The sequence below is a fragment of the Streptomyces sp. NPDC006643 genome, assembly GCF_042870175.1.
Taxonomy (GTDB): Bacteria; Actinomycetota; Actinomycetes; order Streptomycetales; family Streptomycetaceae; genus Streptomyces.
Map to the genome: position 1 here is coordinate 199,452 of NZ_JBIAHA010000007.1, position 21,088 is coordinate 220,539.

A 21,088-nucleotide genomic window follows, 5' to 3' on the forward strand; every position below is an offset into this window, starting at 1 on the left:
TAGTGTCGCGGCCGTGACGTACCCGACCGTGACTGTCCGGTCACTCGTGGCAGTCGGCGCACTCGCCCTGTCGCTGACCGCACTCGCCGTATTCGCCGCGCTCTGCCCGGCGGCCCCGTTCGTCCCGCCCGGCCCGACGGTCTCGTTCACCGCATACGTCCGGTCCGCGTCCGCCGCCTCCACGCCGTTCGCCGCGATCCTGTTCGTCCCGGTCACCTGGCTGCCGGCCGCCACGCTCAAGGCCGTCGTCGTCGTGGGTAACGTGCTGCTGCTCGTCCTGCTGGTCCGGCTGTCCTGGCGTTTCGCCGGGCGCCGTCACGCGGTCACCCCCGTCCCCGCGGTCACCCCCGTCCCCGTATGCGTCCTCGTCCTGCTGTGCGTCGCCGTCGCGCTGTGGCTCGAACCTGTCCTGCGGACCGTCCTCTTCGGAGAGATCGGGCTCGCGCTGACCTGCGTCGTCCTGTGGGACCTGACCCGGCCGGACCACGCGCTCGGCAAGGGCTTCGCGCTCGGGGTCGTGGCGGGCGTCGAACTGGCCCCCGCCCTCTTCATCGCCTATCTGCTGCTCGTGGGCCGACCCGACGCCGTACGGGCCGGGCTCACCGCCCTCGCGTCGCTCGTCGGCACGATGCTGCTCGGCGCGCTCGTCCTCCCCCGGGCGAGCCTCGACTTCTGGACGCTACGGGTCTTCGAGACCGGCCGCACGGGCGAGGGGTGGACCGCCGACAACCAGTCGCTGCAAGGGCTGTTCGCCCGCGCGCTGCACACCACCGAGCCGGGCGTGGGCTGGGCGGTCGCCTGTTTCGTCATCACGTTCGCCGGTCTCTGGCTGGCGCGAAGAGCCGTCGTAAGGAGGGGACTTGAGACATGGGGTGTCCTCGTCACGGCGCTGACCGCGCTGCTCGTGTCACCGGTCAGCTGGTCCCACCACTGGGTGTGGTGCGTGCCGCTGCTGGCCGTCCTGCTCGCGGAGGGCCGTTGGCGTACGGCGGCGGCGGTCGGGCTGGTCTTCGCGGCGCGCACGTTCCGGCTCGTCCCGAACGAGGGTGGGGCGGAGCTGCGACTGCCCTGGTGGCAGCAGCCGTTGGCATCGCCGTACGCACTGCTGGCGCTCGCGCTCCTCGCGTACGTGGCGTACCGCTGCCGCCGCCGTACCTCGCGTACCCCCCGCACCTCACGCACCCGTGCTCGTACGGCCACCCGGCGGCCGACGACAGCCCCCGCCGCTCAGCTGTCGGCCAGCAGCTCGTCCGCGTCCACGATCCGGTAGGCGTAGCCCTGCTCCGCGAGGAAGCGCTGGCGGTGCGCCGCGAAGTCCTGGTCGATCGTGTCGCGGGCCACCACCGAGTAGAACCGCGCCTCATGGCCGTCCGCCTTCGGACGGAGCACCCGGCCCAGCCGCTGCGCCTCCTCCTGGCGGGAGCCGAACGTGCCCGACACCTGGATCGCGACCGTCGCCTCGGGCAGATCGATCGAGAAGTTCGCGACCTTCGACACCACCAGCACCGAGATCTCGCCCTGCCGGAACGCCTCGAACAGCTTCTCCCGCTGCGCGTTGCTCGTCTCGCCCTTGATCACCGGCGCGTCCAGATGCTCACCCAGCTCGTCGAGCTGGTCGATGTACTGGCCGATGACCAGCGTCTGTTCGCCCTTGTGCTTGCGGACCAGCGCCTCCGTGACCTTGCGCTTGGTGGCCGTCGTCGCGCAGAAGCGGTACTTCTCGTCCTGCTCGGCCGTCGCGTACGCCAGGCGCTCGCTGTCGGTCAGATTGACCCGTACCTCGACACAGTCCGCGGGCGCGATGTAGCCCTGCGCCTCGATCTCCTTCCACGGCGCGTCGAAACGCTTGGGCCCGATGAGCGAGAAGACGTCCGACTCGCGGCCGTCCTCCCGTACGAGCGTCGCCGTCAGGCCCAGCCGGCGCCGCGCCTGGAGGTCGGCGGTGAACTTGAACACGGGCGCGGGCAGCAGATGCACCTCGTCGTAGATGACCAGGCCCCAGTCCCGCGAGTCGAACAGCTCCAGATGCGGATAGACGCCCTTACGGCGGACCGTGAGCACCTGGTACGTGGCGATCGTGATCGGGCGGATCTCCTTGCGCGTGCCGCTGTACTCGCCGATCTCCTCCTCGGTCAGCGACGTGCGCCGGATCAGCTCGTGCTTCCACTGGCGGGCCGAGACGGTGTTCGTGACGAGGATCAGCGTCGTCGCCTTCGCCTGCGCCATCGCGCCCGCGCCCACCAGCGTCTTGCCCGCGCCGCACGGCAGCACGACGACCCCGGACCCGCCGTGCCAGAAGCCCTCGACGGCCTGCTTCTGGTACGGGCGCAGCGACCACTCCCGCTCGTCCAGCTCGATGGCGTGCGCCTCGCCGTCCACGTACCCGGCCAGGTCCTCGGCCGGCCAGCCCAGCTTCAGCAGCGTCTGCTTGATCTGCCCGCGCTCGGAGGGGTGCACGGCGACGGTGTCCGGGTCGATCCGCGCCCCGACCAGCGGCTGCACCTTCTTCGACCGCAGGATCTCCTCAAGCACCGGCCGGTCGGTGCTGGTCAGCACCAGCCCATGGGTGGGGTGCTTGGACAGCGTGAGCCGCCCGTACCTGGCCATGGTCTCCGCGACGTCCACCAGCAGCGCGTGCGGCACCGGGTAGCGCGAATACGCCACCAGCGCGTCGATGACCTGCTCGGCGTCGTGCCCGGCGGCGCGGGCGTTCCACAGACCGAGCGGGGTCAGCCGGTACGTATGAATGTGCTCCGGCGCCCGCTCCAGCTCGGCGAAGGGCGCGATGGCACGACGGCACGCGTCGGCCTGGTCGTGGTCCACCTCCAGCAGCAACGTCTTGTCGCTCTGGACGATGAGAGGTCCGTTCACAGCTGCGCCCTTCGTCCTTCGTACGGCCACGGCACGCGACCAAACGTCCAGTGTCGCGCATCGCGGACGTTTTCGACGCGGCTGCCGCCCGAACGGTGCCGGACGGCACTACCCGAGGTGGGGCGCTGCCCGACGCTCGGTGAAGTGCTGGAGACGTAGCCGTTGGGTGTGGTGCATGGGCAGCGAGCCGAGTTCCTTCTCCTCCACGTACCGAAGTTCCGTGCTCTCGTCGGAGATGGTCAGCTCACCGCCGACGACGCGTGCGGTGAAACAGACGTTGAACTGGCGCCGCACCTCCCCGTCGCTGTACTCGATGATGTGCCGGGGGTCGGTGTACGTACCGACGAGTCCGGTGATCTCCACATCCAGTCCGGTCTCCTCCTTGACCTCACGAACGGCCGCGCCGGGCAGCGAATCACCCAGGTCCATTCCGCCGCCGGGCAGCGCCCACAGATCGTTGTCCCGCCGCCGTTGCAGCAAGATCCGCCCCCGTTCGTCGGTGACCACCGCCGAGGCCGCCACGACCATGCTGTTGGGTGCGGGCGCGTGGGGATCGTCGTAGTACTCGGTCCGTGCCATGGCTCATCCCTCCACCGGCTGGGCTGTCTCCCATACGGCGTCGAAGCTCTCCGCGCAGGTGTCGAACATGCCACGGCTCGCCGCACCTGTCCGAGTTCGGTATGAGGGTCCACGATGGGAAAGGGGCGTGGCGCCCGCGGGCCCGGCCCCTCAGACGCCGACCCCCGCCGTCAGTTCCCGGCGGGCGCGGGCCGCCGCGCCCACCGGGACCGCGTCGGTGGTCAGGGCGGCTCTGAGCAGGTGGATCGGGTGGCCGCTGACCGGGGGGTCGGTTGAGAGGGCCGTCAGGATCAGGGGTTCCAGCACGGGCCAGGCGCGGCTGACTCCGCCGCCGATCACCACCGTGGTGATGTCCACCAGGCCCGCCGTCATCACGATCGCGCGGGCGATTCCGGCACCGGCGGCCCGGTACACCGTGAGGGCGTCCTGGTCGCCGTGGGCCGCCGCGTCGGCGATCTCGCGGGCGGTCAGGCGGCGGCCGGTGCGGTCCAGGTAGCGGGCGCCGATGGAGCGGCCGGAGGCCAGGGTCTCCAGATGGCCCCGGCCGCCGCACGAGCAGAGCAGATCGCCGAAGCCGGGGATGTGCCCGATCTCGCCGGCCGCGCCGTGCGGCCCGGCGAACAGCGCGCCGCCGGTCCACAGCGCGCCGCCGACCCCGGTGCCCAGGGTCATGCCGAGGACGTCCGACTCGCCGCGTACGGCGCCGCCGGACACTTCCCCGTACAGGAAGGCGTTGACGTCGTTGTCCAGGAACGCCGGGACGCCCAGCGTCTCCTCAAGGGCGTCGGTCACCGCGAAGCCCGCCCAGCCGGTGAAGGAGTCGCTGGCCACCAGGACGCGGCCGGTGGCGGAGTCCACCACGCCGGCCGCGCCGACCCCGCAGCCGGCGAGCCGGCCGGGGGCGCGCTTCAGCAGCGGGGCCAGCGCGCCCGTGGCCGCGTCGATCATGGCCTGGCCGCCGTCGGTCGCCGGGGTCGCCACCTCGGCGCGGTCCAGCACGGTCAAGTCCTCGGCGCAGAGCACCACTTGGGTGGTGGTGCCGCCGATGTCGACGCCGGCGAAGAGCGTACGGTCGTCGGAGCTCACGCCTGGGCCTCCGTCCGGCCGGCCGCGAGGGTGGCCAGGCGTTCGGCTCTGCGTCCGCGTTGGATCACCGGGTCGGGCACCGGCACGGCGGCCAGCAGCCGGCGGGTGTAGTCGGTCTCCGGGTGCAGCAGGGTCGCGCCGGTGGCGCCCTGTTCCTCGATCCGGCCCGCCCGCATCACCACGACGCGCTGGGCGAAGTGCTGGACGACGGCGAGGTCGTGGGAGACGAAGAGACAGGCGAAGCCCAGCTCCTCCTGGAGTTCGGAGATCACTTCGAGCACCGCCTCCTGCACGCTCACGTCGAGCGCGCTGGTGGGTTCGTCGGCGACGAGCAGCCGGGGCTCCAGGACCAGTGCGCGGGCGAGGCTGACCCGTTGGCGCTGACCGCCGGACAGCTCCCGGGGGGCGCGCCGGGCGAGATCGGGCGAGAGCCGGACCCGTTCGAGGACGGCGGCGACCTTGGCCTGGCGGTCCTTGGCGGAGAGCCCGCGGGCGTGCACCCTGAGCGGTTCGGCGACGCACTCGCCGACCGTCATACGGGCGTCGAGCGAGGCCACCGGGTCCTGGAGGACGACCCCGATACCGGCCCGCAGCGCCCGGCGGGCCCGCGCCCGGGTGCGGGCCAGGTCGGCGCCGAACAGCGAGGCGGTGCCGGAGTCCGGCTTGATCAGGCCGAGCGCGACCCGGGACGCGGTGGACTTGCCGGAGCCGGACTCGCCGACCAGGCCCAGGGTCTCCCCGGCGTGGACGGTCAGCGACACCTCGTCCAGGGCCCGTACGGCGCCCTTGCCGCGGCCGAACACCACCGAGACGTCGCGCAGTTCGACGACGGGCTCGGTGTCGGGGCGGTCGGCGGCGGCCGGTGACGGTACGGGCGGGCCCGCCTCGGCGACCGACAGCCGGGGCACCGCTGCCAGCAGCCGCCTGGTGTAGTCGTGGGAGGGGCGGAGCAGTACGTCCTCGACCGGCCCGGTCTCCACGATCTCGCCGTCGTACATCACGGCGACCCGGTCGGCGAAGTCCGCGACGACGCCCATGTTGTGGGTGACCAGCAGGACACCGGTGCCGGTCTCGACGGCGAGGCGGCGCAGCAGGTCGAGGATCTCGGCCTGCACGGTGACGTCCAGCGCGGTGGTCGGCTCGTCGGCGATCAGCAGGGTGGGGTCGTTGGCGATGGCCATGGCGATGACGACGCGCTGGCGCTGTCCGCCGGAGAGCTGGAAGGGGTAGGCACCGGCGCGTTTCTCCGGCTCGGGGATGCCGACCTTGCGCAGGAGCCCGACGGCCTCGGCGGCGGCGTCCTTGGCGGACACCTCGCGGTGGTTGCGGATCACCTCGGCGATCTGCCTGCCGATCCGGGTCAGCGGATCCAGCGCGGTGGCCGGCTCCTGGAACACCATGGCGACGGTCCGGCCGCGCAGCGCGGCCAGGTCGGCCTCCCGGGCACCGACCATCTGGTGGCCGGCGATGGTGGCGCTGCCGGTGGCGCGGGCGTTGCCGTCCAGCAGTCCCATCGCGGCCAGCGCGATGGTGGACTTGCCGGAGCCGGACTCGCCGACCAGGGCGAGCGTCTCCCCGGGGCGTACGTGCAGGGAGATGCCCCGTACGGCCGGCACGTCGCCGGTCTCGGTGGTGAACACGACCCCGAGGTCGTCGAGTTCGAGTATCGGCCCGGCCGGCGGGGCGGCGGAGCCCTGGGCGGCGGTCATCCGCGTCCCCTCACGTCGAATGCGTCGCGGAGTCCGTCCCCGATCGCGTTGAACGCCCACACCACCAGGATGATGGCGAGGCCCGGCGGCAGGATGAGCCACCAGTAGCCGGAGTACGCGGCGGTGAGACCGGCCGAGAGCATGCCGCCCCAGTCGGTGGCGGGCGGCTGGACGCCCAGGCCCAGGTAGGAGACGTACGCGACCAGCAAAATCGCGTCGGCGATCTGGAAGGTGGCCGCGACGATGATGGTCGAGACCGAGTTCGGCAGGATGTGCCGGGTGATCGCACGGGCGTGTGTGCCGCCGATGGCCCGCAGGGTCAGGACGTAGTCGCGGTTCTTCAGGGTGAGCGTCTCGGCCCTGATCAGCCGGGACGGCATCAGCCAGGAGACGACACCCAGGATGACGATCAGTCCGGTCGGGCCCGGGGTGGTGATGGCGGAGACCACCAGCAGGATGAAGAGCGCCGGGATTGCGATCCCGGCGTCCACGATCCGCATCATGACCGCGTCGATCCAGCCGCCCGCGTAGCCGGCGGCGGCGCCCCACAGGGTGCCGATCACGGTGGCCAGGATGCCCGCGGCGAGGCCGACGATCAGCGACACCTTGCCGCCGTACATCAGCCGGCCCAGCTCGTCGTGGCCGACGGCGTCGGTGCCGAGCCAGTGCGAGCCGCTGGGGGCGAGGTTGACCTGCTCCAGCATCGTGTGGGTCTGGTCGGTGGAGTACACCAGCGGACCGACGAAGCAGAACAGGAAGAAGAAGACCACGACGCCGAGCCCGACGACGGCGAGCTTGTTGCGCAGGAAGCGCCGTACGGCGAGCCGGGAGCCGGACGCCGCGGTGGGCGCGGTGGCCTTGCCGGGCAGCTGGTCCGGCTGGATGAGGGCGCTCATGCCCGGCCTGCCTTCACTCGGGGGTCGATGAGCCGCTGGACGATGTCGGCGAGCAGCGTGCCGACCACCGTGGCGATCGCGATGACCAGCACACAGCCCAGCAGCACCGGGTAGTCGGAGGACTGCGCGGCGGTCCAGAAGAGCAGGCCCATGCCGGGGTAGTTGAAGAGCTGTTCGACCACCAGGGCGCCGCCGAACAGCACCGGCACGTAGTAGCCGAGCATGGCGATCACCGGCGTCAGCGAGTTACGGAACACATGCCGCCACAGGATGGCGCGGGAGCGGGAGCCGCCGGCCCGCGCCGTCCGCACGTAGTCCTCGGACAGGTTCTCCAGGGTGGCCGCCCGCATGTAGCGGCTGAACACCGCGATCATGGAGGCGGCGCCGGCGACGACCGGCAGCACCAGCGCCTGCGGATCGGCGAACACCTGGGCGAGCGTGTCCCCCTGCGGGGCCTGCGACGGGAACCACGGCAGCACCTGGCTGAACACCAGCACCAGGATCAGCCCGAGGAAGTACACGGGCGTCGAGTACGCGATGAAGCTCAGCGTGGTGATGACGTAGTCGACCGGCCGGTTGCGCCTGACCGCCTGCCACATGCCCAGCGGGACGGCCAGCAGGAGGCCGACGAGCGCCGACAGGGCGGTGAGCACCAGGGTCTTCGGCAGCCGCTCGGTGATGAGCTGGGAGACCGGCTCGTTGAGGGTGTACGAGGTTCCGAGGTCGCCGTGCAGCAGTTGATCGAGGTAGTAGAAGTACTGCACGGGCAGCGGCTTGTCGAGACCCTGCTCGTGGTTGAAGGACGCGATCTGCTGCGCTGTGGCCTGCGGGCCGAGGATCCCGCGAGCGGGACCCCCGGGCAGGGCGTGCAGCAGACAGAAGACCACGATCGTCACGATGACGATCACCGCGACGGCCTGGAGGGCCCGTCGGAACAGGTACGTGGAAGTGGTCATGTGCTTTCCGGTCGCTTCGGCTCAGTGGTACGCGGGGTCACAGGCCGGGCTCACTCGGTCGTCCACTTCCACATGGCCGGGTGGAAGTTGGCGAGCGAGTCCTGGGCGAAGCCGCCCAGACCGTTCTTGACCACGGAGACCTGGTAGTCCGGCTCCGGCAGCCAGATGACCGGGAGGTCCTTGGCCAGGGCCGCGCTGTACTTCTGCACCGCCTCGTCGGAGGCGGACGTGGTGGTCTGGGTGATCAGCTTGTCCACCGCGGGGTTGGAGTAGTTGCCGAAGTTGGAGCCGCCGCCGGTGGCGAAGAGCGCGTCACCGCTCGGGTAGGCGGGGAAGTACCAGCTGCCGGCGGTGCCGAAGAACGACAACTGCCACTTGCAGCCCGGGTCGTTGGGCTCGCACTGGCCGGACTGCGCCAGGACCGAGTTGACCGGGGCGGTCTTGATGCTGAAGCCGATCCCGCTCTTGGCGAACGACGACTGGAGCGCGCTCATCATGTTGTCGGTCACGGTCGAGCCGGACTGCGAGAGCACCTGCATCTGGAACTTGGTGCCCTTGTCCACGCCGGCGCCGCACTGGTTGTCACCGGTGCCCGGCGTGGTGCACACCATGGTGCCGCCCTGCTCGGTCCAGCCGTGGTCGCTCAGCAGCTGCTTCGCCTTGGAGGTGGAGAACGGGTACGGGTTCTTCTTCTGCTCCGGCGAGACGAAGGACGAGCTCTGGCCCTGCGGGATCGGACCGTACGTGGGAACCGCGGTGCCGTTGAAGACGACCTTGGCGAGCGTGGCCTGGTCCACCGACATCTGGATGGCCTGGCGGGCGTAGAGCTGCTTGAAGACCGGGCCCATGGTGGGGTTGTTGAAGTTGTACGGCATGTACGTGATGGCCCAGCCGGACCACGGCTTCACCGTGTAGCCCTTGGCCGCGAAGGACGACTTCTGACTGAGGTTGGTGGCGTTGATGTAGCCGTAGTCCACCGTGCCCGCCCGCAGCGCGTTCTCCTCGGCGTCCGTGGTGGTGAACGGCAGCAGGTTCACGGTCTTGATGCTGGCCTTGCCACCGCCGTCGTACTTGGCGTTGGCGGTCAGCACGACCTTGCCCGCCGTGGAGAACGACTTGATGGTGTACGGGCCGCTGACCGTCTTCCAGAGCGGGTCGGTCGCGTAACCGGAGATCTTCTTGGCGGAGTTGTTCAGGTACGTCCAGACCTGCTTGGCGCCCGCGGGGGTGCGGTCGTGGTCCGCCACGGCGCCCGAGTCGCTGGTCTTGTCCCAGACGTGCTGAGGCATCACGCGGATCATGCTGAGCTGGTTGGCGAGCATCCACTGCTGGTTGTACGCCTGGTCGAACGTGAGGGTGAAGTGCGTGGGGTCGACGACCTTCAGCGAGGTCCAGTTGTCCGGTGCCTTGCCGGGACTGTAACTGGCCCATTCGGCCTTGTTGGCCTTGACGAGGTTGAACCAGAACTCCATGTCCCGGGAGGTGATCTGCTTGCCGTCGCTCCAGTGCCGGTCGCCGAGCGTGATGGTGACGCTCTTGCTGTCCTCGGCGAATTCGGCGGCGGTGGCCAGTGAGTTCTTCTTGTTCCAACCGACCGTGCCGGTGGAGCCGTCATAGGCGATCAGCGGCTCCCAAAGGGACTGGGATATCGAGGAGTTGTTGGTGTTGAGGTGCGCGGCGGTGCCGACCGGCAGTATCCAGTTCGGCGTGAAGTTCGCCGGCAGCGCGTAGTTGATGGTGTCCGACGAGCCGGAGCCGGACGACGACGTACCGCCGCCGGAGCAGCCCGCCAGCAGAGCGCCCGCGGTTGCAGCGGCGCCCGCGACGAGGGCCCAGCGGCGGCTGTTCGCCGTGTGACCAGGGAACATGATTCTCCTCAGAGTGAAAGGGCCCGCATGCGTCCCAGAGACCGGGGCGGGTGCCGCAGGACCGGCACTGCGTTCACGACAGCTAACGCCCGACACACCTGAGAAACAAAGCAAGAATTAGTAACAAGTAAGTTACTGCGAATTCGAAGAAAGTCTCCGGGCCTTGATCTCCCCGCTTTCGTGGGGGTATTTGGATTGATTTGAGGGACTTCCGGGACGGCTCACTTTCTTCGCCGGACTCTTCCCTTGTGCGAAAGGCGGGCATACTGTCGTCGCCACACACCCCGTTGCGGAAGTTAGTTCTTACATGACTGGAATAAGTGCTTGGGACGGCAAAGCCGCCAAAGGCACCTCAGCCCTTGCCGCGCGGGTCCTGGAACTCGTCGCCTCGGGCCAGGCCTCGTCGCGCGCCGAACTCGCCGGACTGCTCGGCGTCTCCGCCTCCACCATCTCGCTCAGCGTGGCCCAGCTCGTGGAGCGCGGGCTCATCGCCGAGGAGGGCACCCAGTCCTCCACCGGCGGGCGCCCCCGTAAAGCGCTGAGACTGGGCAGCAACGACGAGTTCGCCGTCGCCGCCGACCTCGGCGGCCGGCACGCCCGGATCGGTGTCGTGCTGCCCGGCGGCCGGCTGACCGAGGTCTCGACCGTCCCCTTCCTGATCGCGGACGGCCCCGAGGCGGCCCTGTCGCGGCTCGCCGAGACCCTGGAGGCGCTGGCCGAGCAGCGCGGCCGGGACCAACTGCGGGGCGTCGGGCTCTCGCTGCCCGGACCGGTGGACATCGTGTCGGGCTCGGCCGTCATGCCGTCCCGGATGCCGGGCTGGAACCGGTTCCCCGTCACCGCCTGGCTGGAGGAACGCTTCGGCGTCCCGGCCGCCGTGGACAACGACGCCAACTGCATGGCGGTCGGCGAGCACACCGTACGGCCCGCCGAGTACCGGAAGACGATCATGGTGAAGATCGGCTCCGCGATCGGCGCCGGCGTCATGGTCGACGGACATCTCTACCGGGGCGCCACCGGCGTGGCCGGCGACATCACCCATATCCGGATCGGCGGGGGCGGCGACATCCCCTGCTCCTGCGGCAACACCGGCTGCCTGGAGACCGTGGCGTCCGGCGCCGCCCTGGTCCGCATCCTGCGCGAACGCGGCCTCGACGTCGGCCGCCCGGAGGACGTGGTGCGACTGGCCGCCGACGCCGACCCGGAGGCCACCCGCGCGGTCCGCAGGGCCGGCGACTACCTCGGCCAGGTGCTCGCCGCCAACGTCAATTTCTTCAACCCGGACGCCGTCTACCTCGGCGGCATCCTCTCCACCCTGGAACCGTTCGTCGCCGCCGTACGCAGCCAGCTCTACGAGAGCTGCCACCCGCTGGTCACCGAACACCTCACCATCGAGCGGGCCAGCCTGGGCGCCGACGCCGGACTGGTCGGCGCCGGACAGTTCGCCCTGCAACGCGCCCTGGCGCACGCCCTGCGCGGGGTCGGCGGCACCGAACCGGCCACCGACCGGTTCCGGACCCCCGCGCCCCGCCACGCCTGACGCCCCACCCGCCACGAGTACGAGCCACGAGGAGCCATGCCGAAATCCCGCACCGCCGCAGCCCGCCCGGTCATCGCCATCGCCGGACTCGGCATCGAGTCGTCCACCTTCTCCCCCGCTCGCACCGGGGCCCCCGCGTTCCACCCCTCGCGCGGCGCCGGCGTACTGGACCGCTACCCCTTCCTGGCCCCCGGCGAGGAACTGCGCGAGGCGGCCGAATGGCACGGCGCCCTGGTCGGCAAGTCACTGCCGGGCGGCACCGTCACCGCCGCCGCCTGGACCGAGCTGACCGACGAACTGATCGAGCGCCTCGCCGCGCTGCCCAGGCCGGACGGCCTCTGGTACGACATCCACGGCGCCATGACCGTGGAGGGCGTCGACGATGCCGAGGCGGTGCTGCTGGACCGTATCCGCGCCACCGTCGGCCCCGACGTGATCGTCTCCACCTCGATGGACCTGCACGGCAACGTCTCCCGCGAACTCGTCCACGGCAGCGACCTGATCACCTGCTACCGGATGGCCCCGCACGAGGACCACATGGAGACCAAGGAGCGGGCCGTCCGCAACCTGGTGGACCTGCTGGTCACCGGCGCGCCCCGCCCCGTCAAGGCCTGGGTGCCGGTGCCGGTGCTGCTGGCCGGCGAGCAGACCTCCACCCGCATCGAGCCGGCCAGGAGCGTGTACGCGGCCGTGGCCGAGACCGAGGCCGTGGACGGCGTGACCGACGCCGCGATATGGGTCGGCTACGCCTGGGCCGACGAACCTCGCAACCGCGCCGCGGTCGTGGTCACCGGCCCCGACCGGGCCGCCGTGTCGGCCGGTGCCGAGCGCCTGGCCGAGGGCTTCTGGAAGGCCCGCGACGACTTCGACTTCGTCGCCCCCACCGGCACCTTCGACGCCATCCTGGACGAGGCCCTGGCCGGTGACCTGCGCCCGTACTTCGTCAGCGACACCGGCGACAACCCGACCGCCGGCGGCGCCGGTGACGTGACCTGGGGCCTGACCCGGCTGCTGGCCCGCCCGGAGTTCCGGAAGGACGACGGCCCGACCGTCATCTACGCCTCGGTGCCCGGACCGGCCGCCGTCGAGACCGCCGTCGCCGCGGGCGTCGGCGCCACCGTCACGGTCACCGCCGGTGCCGAGGTGGACGACCGGCACGCGGGCCCGGTCACCCTGACCGGTGTGGTGCACGCCGTCCGGCACGGCGACCGGGACGCCGAGACCGAGGTCGTCGTCCGCGTCGGCAGCGTGTACGCGATCCTCACCAAGCTCCGTAAGCCGTACCACCACGAGCACGACTTCACCGACCTGAATCTCGACCCGCGCGGCGCCGACATCGTGATCGTGAAGATCGGCTATCTGGAGCCCGAACTCTTCGACATGTCGGTCGGCTGGAAGATGGCGCTCACCCCCGGCGGCGTCGATCAGGACCTGGTACGCCTGGGCCACCACCGCATCCGCCGCCCGATGTTCCCCTTCGACCGCGAGATGCCCGGCCCGGACCTGTCGGCGCGCCTCATCCCCGCCTCCGACGAGCCGCTGACCGGGGACGACGAATGACCGCGCGGCCCGCCCTGGAGATCGCCGTCACCTCGCCGGCCGGCGCCCGCGCCGCCCGGGAGAACGGCGCCGACCGGGTCGAGCTGTGCGCCGCCCTGGAGTTGGGCGGCCTCACCCCGTCGGCAGCCCTGGTGGAAGCGGTCGCCCGGGAGGGGCTGCCCGTACAGGTACTGGTCAGATGCCGGCCCGGCGACTTCGTCTACGACGCGCAGGAGATCGCGCTGATGGCCGCCGAGGTGCGGTCCGTCATCGCCTCCGGCGCCGCCGGCGTGGTCATCGGCGCACTGACCGCCGACGGCGCCCTGGACACCGCGGCGGTCGCCCGGCTCGCCGACGCGGCCCGCGCCTCGGCCCCCGCCCCGGGCGGCCCGGTGGACATCACCCTGCACCGCGCCGTCGACCAGTCCGCCGACCCGGTGGCCACCGCCGCACTGCTGCCCTCGCTCGGCCTCACCCGGGTCCTCACCTCGGGCGGCGCCCCGACCGCGGCCGGGGGGCTGGCGGTGATCGCCCAAATGGCCGCCGCCGCGGCCGGGTTGGAGGTGATGGCCGGCGGCGGGATGCGCCCCGCCGACATCCCGGCCCTGGTCTCCGCCGGGGCCCGCGCCGTCCATCTCTCCGCCAAGGCCAGGGCGCGGCCCCGGCAGGGAGGCCGCTGGGTACCGCTCGGCGCCGGAGGCGCGTCGGCCGAGCAGGACACCCACTTCGTCACCGATCCCCAAGTGGTGGCCGAGGCACGGGATGCGGTGCTGCGCCTCCGGGAAACGGGCCGGCGCGGTTCGGGGGCGTAGGCGGGCCGGGCGGGGGCAAGTGGGCCGTATGGCCGCTGAAACGGAACGAACGGGTGGGCGCACGGGCGCCCGCGTGGTGGATGGCTCGACACCTGTGCACTCGACATGGAGTACGTCGTGGGGCGGAGCCGTGCTACGGGTGGTCATCCTCGTCGTGGCGCTGCTGCTGCTCGTCGCGTTCGCCGCCGTACTCGCGGAGTTGACGCTCACCCCGTCGCCCGCCTCCTCGGAGATCGCCGGGGCCAATCTCCAGCCGGGGCATTCGCTGCGGCAGTACGCCGAGGACTACACCTTCCTCGCGGCGTGCAAGCAGGTCGGCGGCAATGTGCTGATGGGCGCGCCGTTCGGGCTGCTGCTGCCGGTGCTGGTGCCGCGCCGGTTCCGGATGGTCAGGGTGGTGGCGCTGACCGCGATCACGATGACCGTGGTGGAACTGGCGCAGGGCGCGATCGTCGAGGGCCGGGCCTTCGACGTGGACGACGTGATCATGAACACGAGCGGTGCGTTCCTGGCGTATCTGCTGGTGGGTCGCCGGTTCAGCCACCGCTTCCACACACTGGGGTTCCGTTCGCTGGAGGGGCGGGCCCGGCAGGAGGAGGAGCGGGAGCTGGAGCGGAAGCGGGAGCGCGCGGCCCGCAGGAAGGCCCGGCGCGAGGGCACGGTCGTGGAGCCGGCCGGGCGCGCTCCGTGGAGTCAGCGGATGCGCGGCGCGATGAAGCGCGGGCCGGTGGCGGAGAAGCACGACATGTCGAAGAAGCCGGTCGCCAAGAAGGCCGCCGCGACCGGGAAGCCTGCCGTCGGGAAGCCCGCGATGGGCAAGACCGCCGGCGGGACGACCGGCAAGAAGCCGGCCGCGCCTCGTCGGCGGCCCCGCGGCTAGCCGCTACGCCGGGTCGTCCGCCAGTTCCGAGACGCCCGTGATGCGGTGCAGCGGATAGGTGCGGACCTCGTCCGCCGTGTGGTCGTACGCCGTCACGAAACCGCCCTCGACCCGTACCGGCGCGATCACGCGCTGGCTCGCCGCGCCCTCCGCGTTGACATAGCCGATCCAGAGCGCCGACCCCGTCAGCGCGGCGGCCTGGACCGTCGCCAGTGTCTCGGCCGACGTGGTGCGGGGCAGGTCGCCGCTCGGCGCAGCCGACGCCGGTTCGGGGAGCGTCTTGCGTACGACGGTCGCCGCCTGGTCCCCGGCCCGGATCGCCCGTACGGCCGCGCCGAGCAAGGTCGGCGCGGGCACCGGCGGTCCGTCGGGCACGGGCGCCGGCGGTGTACGGGGCGGGGTGCGGTGCGCGTGGGCGCGGGTGACCAGGACGTCGCCCTCGGCGGACTCGGCGGCCGGCGCGAGCCCCATCGAGCGCAGCCCGTCCAGCAGTGTCGTGGGGTCGGCCTGGGCGGCCAGGACGGTGGGCGCGAGGCGGCGCAGCCGCAGGGCGTGGGAGCGCCGGTCGGCCAGGATCTCGTCCAGGACGGCCTCGTCGTCGCAGCGTACGTACGCCGAAGCGGAACCGATCCGCAGATGCCCGTGCCGCCGCGCCATGTCGTCGATCAGATAGCTGAGCGGCTGGGGCACCGGCGTACGGCTGTGCGCCGCGAGGAACGCGTGCAGGTCGGACGCCGACATCCCGGCGTCGAGCGCGCGGCGTACGGACGCGGGAGTGAAGCGGTAGACGGTCGCGCCGCCGCGCGACTCGATGTCCGCGATCACGGAGAGCGTCTCGGCGAGCGGTCGCAGCAGCGGCCCCGGGGCGACGGCCGTGAGGTCCGCCTGGAGCAGGACATGGTCGAGCGGGTCGGGGAGGTGCGGCGCCAGCGCGCGGGCGGCGCGCAGGCCGATGACCGACGACTCCCCGGGGCTGGCGGCGGTCGTACGGGAAGCGGGCTTCGGGAACGACTCCATCGCCGCGCCCTGCGACCCCGTCACCCCGCCGTGCGATCCCGCCGCCGCGCCGTCCGCCGAATCCGGCGCGATCAGCGCACGTCCGTGCGAGGACAGCGCGCCGCGCCCGGTCACGCCCAGCATCTCCGCCTCGTTCAGCGTCCACGCGGCGATACGGGCCCGCAGGTCCTCCGGCCGGCTCGCCGCCGCGCCGCGCAGCGGGCGCTCCCAGCGCAGCCGGGCGAGCACGCTCTCCGGGTCGGGGGCGGTGCCCTCGGGAAGACTCGCGAGCAGGCCGAGCACATGGCGCCGTACCTCCGGCGCGCTGCCCCGGTCCAGGTCAGGGCCGAGCGCGGCGAGCGTACGGCCCTTGCTGTCCTGGCTGCCGACGAGGCCCGAGGTGCGGGTGGCGCCCAGCCACGCCGTGGCCAGCCGGCCCCAGCGCTCGGCCGGGGGAAGGTCGGGCCACTGGTCGTAGGCGGGGGTCGGCGCGTAGCGCTCGTCCGCCTCGCCGTCCGCCGCCAACAGCCCTGCCGCGTAGGCGAGTTCGACCCAGAAGGCGGCGATCGGCTCGGTGGTGTCCAGTGCGGTGGCGGTGCGTTTGAGGTCGCGTACGGAGAGGCCGCCGGCGCGCAGGACGTTCGGGCCGCCCTCGTTCCACTCCTTGGCCAGCTCCTCGACCGTCTCCAGCGCGGTGTACGCCTGGGCCGCCGCCGCGCTGTCCACAACCTGTGGACGGCTCGTGGACGTCAACGACGTGGAGGGGTGCGGCAGGATCTCCGGCGGCTCCGGCTCGGTGTGCCGGTGCGCGCGCCCGCCGCGCAGATGGAGCGCGGCCTCGCGCGGCAGTACGACGGTGCGCGTGGAGGTCGGCAGCAGCAGCCCCCGGTCGCGCAGCCACTGCACGGGAGGTGCGGGCTTGGAGGTGATCTCGCCGTACGGCGGCCCCCAGACCAGCCGGTCGAGCACGGCAAGCGCGTCGGGCGGGGCGGTGTCGAGGAGCGCCGCCATGCGCGTGCGGTCGGTGAAAAGCGCGGCCAGCGCGGTGACCGCCGAGACCGGGTCGTGCGTGGACGGCAGCCCGGCGGTGGTGATGATCTCCTGGACCCGCCCCGGCGACATGCCCGCCGTGGCCTCGGCGACGGTCGGGCCGAGGCCGGTCGGGGAGGGGTGGTTGGGGGACGGGGCGAGGATCTCGCGGGCCGTACGGACCAGCCGCAGCCGGTCGTCGGCGCCCCAGATCAGCGCCTGCTCGCGCAGCGCGGCGACGGCGCGCGGCAGGGCGGCCTCGACGCGCGGATCGCCCTCGTCGCCGGTCATCAGCGCGCGGACGGCCTCGTACGGCGCGGGGTCGGTCGAGGCGGCCAGCGCCTCGGCGGTCTGGAGCGTGAAGCGGTCGAGCCGTTCCAGCGCCCGCATGACGGAGGCGCGGGTGCCGGCGCGGGTGGCGAGCTGGCCGAGATCGTTCGGTACGGGGCTCAGCAGGTCGGGACGCGCGCGCAGGAGGGCGCCGAGCGCGTCGTCGTCGCGGGTGCGCAGGGCCTCCGCGAGCGTACGCGGGGGCGTTCCGCCGGATCGTTCGGACACGTGCGCCTCCAGGGGCGGGCTAGCTGGTTCCCATCCGCCCCACGTTAGCCCCTGTGGGACGGATGACCGGGGTGCCGGCCGTCGGGGGGCCGTGCGGCGTCCCGGACGGTGCCCGGGTTCGCCGCCGGGGGTCGGTGTCCGGGTTCTGTTGACAGGTGCCGGGCGGCTGCGTGTAATGGGCGTGGTGCCGCGTGGCGCCGGCCGAAGAGCAGTGGGCGGGCCGGTGGACCGGGCGAGCACCCTTCACACAGGGGATCCGCCATGAGTACGTACTCCGCGACCCGTACGTGACATAGCGAGCGCGCTCGGCGCGCCACCGCACGTCGCACTTCACCCGCACACCCTTCTCTTCACACCCCGCTCCTCACATCCCGCTCTTCACACCCTTCTCTTCGCAGCCGGGCCGGCTTTGCCGTGTCCGAGGGCTGCCCTCATCTTCCGGAGAATCAGGCACATATGCCCACAAAGCCCACAGAGCCCACCACCGCACCGGCGAACACCCTTCTGCTGACCACCACCGACGCGGAATCGGGGACCGCCAGGACCACGACCCTCGGATACGTCCACCGCGGCGGCTCGCTGCTCGTCGACAGGGCGGACACCCCTGACTGGTACCGCGATCTGCTCGCCCACCCCGTGGTGGGCGTCGAGATCGGCAGCCGCACCTTCCAGGCCCTCGCTGTCCCGGCCGAAGGGGAGGTCGTGGTGCTGGAGCCGGCCGTGCCCGACGACGGTGGGAGCCCGCGCGAGGTGCGGACCCTCGCCGACAAGATCCTGGAGGTGCACGACCAACTGCGCGCCCAGCTCAGGCTGGTGACGGCTGACGTCGACGCGCACTTCGCGGGCCCGGCGGACACCGGCGAACGGTCGGCGCCGGCCCTCGGGTTCCAGATCCGGCAGCGCTGCCTGGCGTTCTGCCAGGCCCTGGACTTCCACCACACCAGCGAGGACGGGCATCTGTTCCCCGGGATCGCCCAGTACCACCCCCACCTGACGGACGTCTTCGACCGGCTCCGCGCCGAACACCGCACCGTCGCACGGATCCAGGACGGGCTGGTGGCGCTGCTCGCCGACATCGGCGTGGCCGAACCGCCGCGCTTCCGCGCGGAGTTGGCGGAGATGACGACGGAGCTGACCGCGCACCTCGACTACGAGGAGGAGGTGATCCTGCCGCTGGTGGCGGAGGTGCCGTGGCCTCCGGGCAGGTAGGACCCCGCCGTAACCGTTCGACCCTGTCGTACTGGACGTACGAGTACGGGCGCGACACCATCGGCCGGAGGTACGGCGCGCGTGTGCGGAGGGCAGTGTGGGGATCGAGAGCGACCAGCTCGTCTACGACTATCTGAGCCGGGTCGGAGATGTGGCCCAGCAACGGCAGTTGTCCTCCGGTGAACGGATGAGACTCGTCTCCGGTCTGCGGGGCGAGATCGACAAGCAGCGCGGCAAGTTCGGCGGCGACAGCCCCGCCGCCGTCCGCCGCATCCTGGGACGGCTCGGTACGCCGGACCAGGTGGTGGACGCGGCGGCGGCGGGCGGCAACGCGTTCGCCGAGGAACCGGTGGCCGAGCCGCCGTCCGAACCCGCCAACTTGCCGAAGCAGCGCGGCAAGCGCGGGCGCGGGCTGCTCGGTGGCCTCCGGCCCGCCGTACCGAAGCAGACGCGCAGGTCCGTATCCGACGACACGTCCGACGCGCGCCACACACCCGCCGTGCCCTACCCACCCGCCGAACCCACCGGGTCCCCGCACCGGCCGGCCGGAGCGTATGAATTCGGCCCGGCCGGCGGCGAACCGGACTGGTGGCGCGTGGAACCCGGCCCCACGGGGACGGCGACCGGAGTCTCCGGGTTCGTCGGCGGTGTCGAGATCCCCGAGATACTCAAGCCGCCGCCGACACCCGAAGAACTCGCAGAGAAGGAGGAGGAGTCGGCCGACGACGACGCGGTGGACGAGGAGGAGGCGCCCCAACGGCGCGGCCTGCTCCCACGACTGCGCCGCCGCGCCGGCAAGGCCGCCCCGGTCGAAGCCCGGCCCGGACTCCAACTCACCAACCCCTACCTGCTGTTGGCCGCCGCCCTCCTGGTCGTCGGCGCGGTGGCCGGCTCCTGGCTGGCGCTGGCGGGAGGCTGGGTCCTCGCGTACGCCTCACGCCGGATGTCGCGCTTCGAGGCGAAGCTGGCGGTGTTCGGGCTGCCGATCGTGGCCGTCGTCGGGGGCGGGGTCTGGCTCTGGGGCCGTACGACGGAACGCTGGGGCGAGGTCATCGCCGACGACGCGATGGGCGAGGCGATCTCGGAGACCTGGCCGGTGGTGGTCCGGGTGGCGGCGGTCAGTTCGGCGCTGTTCCTGGTGTGGCGCTCACGGCGCGGCTGAACCGGCGTCCCCGGCAAGCGGCGGCCCCGCCCACCCCGTGAGGGGCGAACGGGGCCGCGTGGCCGGCACCGGGACCGCCGGGACCGTACGCAAGTCTCAGAGGCGCGTGCGTGCGCGGGCCTTCAGTGTCGACAGACGGGCGCGTAGCGCCACGGCGAACAGCACGGCGCCGACCGCGCAGAAGACCCACGCGTTCTCCGTGCCCCGTGCGATACCGACCGCGCTCGCCAGCACCCACACGCCCAGCACGATGACGAGCGCCGTCCAGGCGATGTCCGCGACCCGGGCGGGGAGTTGGGCCCGCTGGACCGTGCCGTGCGCGAGATCGGGCAGCGGCTCCGGCTCGTGGGCCGTCCCGCCTCCCGGGCCGTCGTGCGCCGCGCGTTCCCGGCCGTCGCCGCGTTCCCGGTTCCGCTCCTCCGTCGCCATGTCCGTCATCTCCCGTCGCCGGTCGACGCGTTCGTCCCGCGTCGGCTCCCTCTCCGGCTGCCCCCGCTGACCGCGTCTACGCGAAGGGGCCACGGGAACGTCTACGCCGGGCCCGTCTCCCGCTCCGGCCAGTACGGCGCCCCCGGCACCACCAGCGGCGACCCGGTCACCGGGTCCGGCACCACCACCGATTCGAGGCCGAACACCTCCCGTACCAGCTCCGCCGTCACGATCTCGTCCGGACGGCCCTCCGCGACGATCCGGCCCGTCTTCATGGCCACCAGGTGATCGGCGTACCGCGCCGCCTGGTTGAGGTCGTGCAGCACGATCACGACCGTGCGTCCCTGGTCGTGGTTGAGGCGGCGCACCAGGTCCAGGACCTCCACCTGGTGCGCGATGTCCAGGAACGTCGTCGGCTCGTCGAGCAGCAGCAGATCCGTCTCCTGCGCCAGCGCCATCGCGATCCACACGCGCTGCCGCTGCCCGCCCGACAGCTCGTCGACCGACCGCTCGGCCAGGTCGGTCACATCCGTACGCGCCATGGCCTCCGTGACGGCCCGCTCGTCCTCCTCCGACCACTGCTGCCACCAGTGCTGGTGCGGCTGGCGGCCCCGCGAGACGAGGTCGGCGACGGTGATCGCCTCCGGCGCGGAGGGCGACTGCGGCAGCAGACCAATCGACTGCGCGATCTTCCGCGTCGGGATCCTCGCCAACTCCTCGCCGTCCAGCAGCACCGAACCGCTCTTCGGCTTCAGCAGCCGGCCGAGCGCGCGCAGCGTGGTCGACTTGCCGCAGGCGTTCGGGCCGACGATCACGGTCACCCGGCCGTCGGGGACGGCGAGTTCGAGGTCGTGGACGACCGTGCGGTCGTCGTACGCGAGGGTCAGCTCCCGCGCCCTGAGCCTGCTCACGCCGGTGCCCGCGCCCGCGCCTGTGCTCACGCCGGTGCCCGTGCCCGTGCCCGTGCTC

17 protein-coding genes are annotated in these 21,088 nt (G+C 72.1%); 7 read left to right on the forward strand and 10 right to left on the reverse strand.

Going from position 1 to position 21,088, the window contains the following annotated elements; translation table 11 throughout:
• The first annotated feature begins 13 nt into the window (after positions 1-13).
• Positions 14-1,270 carry a glycosyltransferase 87 family protein gene (locus tag ACFYNU_RS12280; RefSeq protein WP_356587160.1) on the forward strand — a complete coding sequence of 419 codons (1,257 nt, stop codon included), beginning with the start codon at positions 14-16 and terminating at the stop codon, positions 1,268-1,270.
• Here ACFYNU_RS12280 and ACFYNU_RS12285 read toward each other — a convergent pair.
• The 7 genes from ACFYNU_RS12285 to ACFYNU_RS12315 form a co-directional block, all read right to left on the reverse strand.
• On the reverse strand, positions 1,228-2,871 hold the full coding sequence (locus ACFYNU_RS12285) for a DNA repair helicase XPB (protein ID WP_356587158.1): 1,644 nt from the start codon (positions 2,869-2,871) through the stop codon (positions 1,228-1,230). The two genes, ACFYNU_RS12280 and ACFYNU_RS12285, sit on opposite strands and share 43 nt — an antisense overlap.
• Before the next feature lie 108 nt (positions 2,872-2,979).
• The gene (locus ACFYNU_RS12290; RefSeq protein ID WP_356587156.1) at positions 2,980-3,450 is read right to left on the reverse strand and encodes an NUDIX domain-containing protein; all 471 of its coding nucleotides are present in this window, start codon (positions 3,448-3,450) and stop codon (positions 2,980-2,982) included.
• A 150-nt stretch (positions 3,451-3,600) separates the two neighbouring features.
• The gene (locus ACFYNU_RS12295) at positions 3,601-4,536 is read right to left on the reverse strand and encodes an ROK family protein (protein WP_356587154.1); all 936 of its coding nucleotides are present in this window, start codon (positions 4,534-4,536) and stop codon (positions 3,601-3,603) included.
• A complete protein-coding gene (locus ACFYNU_RS12300; RefSeq protein WP_356587152.1) occupies positions 4,533-6,245 on the reverse strand; it encodes an ABC transporter ATP-binding protein in 1,713 nt (570 codons plus the stop codon). Before ACFYNU_RS12300 ends, ACFYNU_RS12295 begins: the two co-directional genes overlap by 4 nt.
• Positions 6,242-7,141, reverse strand: a complete 900-nt coding sequence (locus tag ACFYNU_RS12305; RefSeq protein WP_356587150.1) for an ABC transporter permease — start codon at positions 7,139-7,141, stop codon at positions 6,242-6,244. Before ACFYNU_RS12305 ends, ACFYNU_RS12300 begins: the two co-directional genes overlap by 4 nt.
• Positions 7,138-8,097 (reverse strand): ABC transporter permease, encoded by a 960-nt coding sequence (locus ACFYNU_RS12310; protein WP_356587148.1) that lies wholly within the window; start codon positions 8,095-8,097, stop codon positions 7,138-7,140. Before ACFYNU_RS12310 ends, ACFYNU_RS12305 begins: the two co-directional genes overlap by 4 nt.
• Positions 8,098-8,147: 50 nt before the next feature.
• Positions 8,148-9,965 carry a peptide ABC transporter substrate-binding protein gene (locus ACFYNU_RS12315; protein WP_356587146.1) on the reverse strand — a complete coding sequence of 606 codons (1,818 nt, stop codon included), beginning with the start codon at positions 9,963-9,965 and terminating at the stop codon, positions 8,148-8,150.
• Between the two features lie 307 nt (positions 9,966-10,272).
• Here ACFYNU_RS12315 and ACFYNU_RS12320 point away from each other — a divergent pair, with 307 nt between their 5' ends.
• From ACFYNU_RS12320 to ACFYNU_RS12335, 4 genes are all read left to right on the forward strand, one after another.
• Positions 10,273-11,505, forward strand: coding sequence for an ROK family protein (locus ACFYNU_RS12320; RefSeq protein WP_356587144.1), 1,233 nt, complete (start codon positions 10,273-10,275; stop codon positions 11,503-11,505).
• A gap of 36 nt (positions 11,506-11,541) precedes the next feature.
• Positions 11,542-13,065: a M81 family metallopeptidase gene (locus tag ACFYNU_RS12325; protein WP_356587142.1), complete on the forward strand. Its 1,524-nt coding sequence runs from the start codon at positions 11,542-11,544 to the stop codon at positions 13,063-13,065.
• Positions 13,062-13,856 (forward strand): copper homeostasis protein CutC, encoded by a 795-nt coding sequence (locus ACFYNU_RS12330; protein ID WP_356587140.1) that lies wholly within the window; start codon positions 13,062-13,064, stop codon positions 13,854-13,856. Before ACFYNU_RS12325 ends, ACFYNU_RS12330 begins: the two co-directional genes overlap by 4 nt.
• Positions 13,857-13,950: 94 nt before the next feature.
• A complete protein-coding gene (locus tag ACFYNU_RS12335) occupies positions 13,951-14,736 on the forward strand; it encodes a VanZ family protein (protein WP_356587138.1) in 786 nt (261 codons plus the stop codon).
• A 3-nt stretch (positions 14,737-14,739) separates the two neighbouring features.
• On the opposite strand, the gene ACFYNU_RS12340 is transcribed toward ACFYNU_RS12335, so the two are convergent.
• Complete coding sequence (locus ACFYNU_RS12340; RefSeq protein ID WP_356587136.1) at positions 14,740-17,319, reverse strand: helicase C-terminal domain-containing protein; 2,580 nt, start codon at positions 17,317-17,319, stop codon at positions 14,740-14,742.
• A gap of 456 nt (positions 17,320-17,775) precedes the next feature.
• On the opposite strand from ACFYNU_RS12340, the gene ACFYNU_RS12345 reads away from it, so the two are divergent.
• On the forward strand, positions 17,776-18,528 hold the full coding sequence (locus ACFYNU_RS12345; RefSeq protein ID WP_356587134.1) for a nitroreductase/quinone reductase family protein: 753 nt from the start codon (positions 17,776-17,778) through the stop codon (positions 18,526-18,528).
• A 97-nt stretch (positions 18,529-18,625) separates the two neighbouring features.
• Positions 18,626-19,690 carry a hypothetical protein gene (locus tag ACFYNU_RS12350; protein ID WP_356587132.1) on the forward strand — a complete coding sequence of 355 codons (1,065 nt, stop codon included), beginning with the start codon at positions 18,626-18,628 and terminating at the stop codon, positions 19,688-19,690.
• 96 nt (positions 19,691-19,786) lie between these two features.
• Here ACFYNU_RS12350 and ACFYNU_RS12355 read toward each other — a convergent pair whose 3' ends face one another.
• Complete coding sequence (locus ACFYNU_RS12355) at positions 19,787-20,119, reverse strand: hypothetical protein (protein ID WP_356587130.1); 333 nt, start codon at positions 20,117-20,119, stop codon at positions 19,787-19,789.
• Between the two features lie 101 nt (positions 20,120-20,220).
• A complete protein-coding gene (locus ACFYNU_RS12360; RefSeq protein ID WP_356587435.1) occupies positions 20,221-21,030 on the reverse strand; it encodes an ABC transporter ATP-binding protein in 810 nt (269 codons plus the stop codon).
• Between the last annotated feature and the right edge of the window lie 58 nt (positions 21,031-21,088).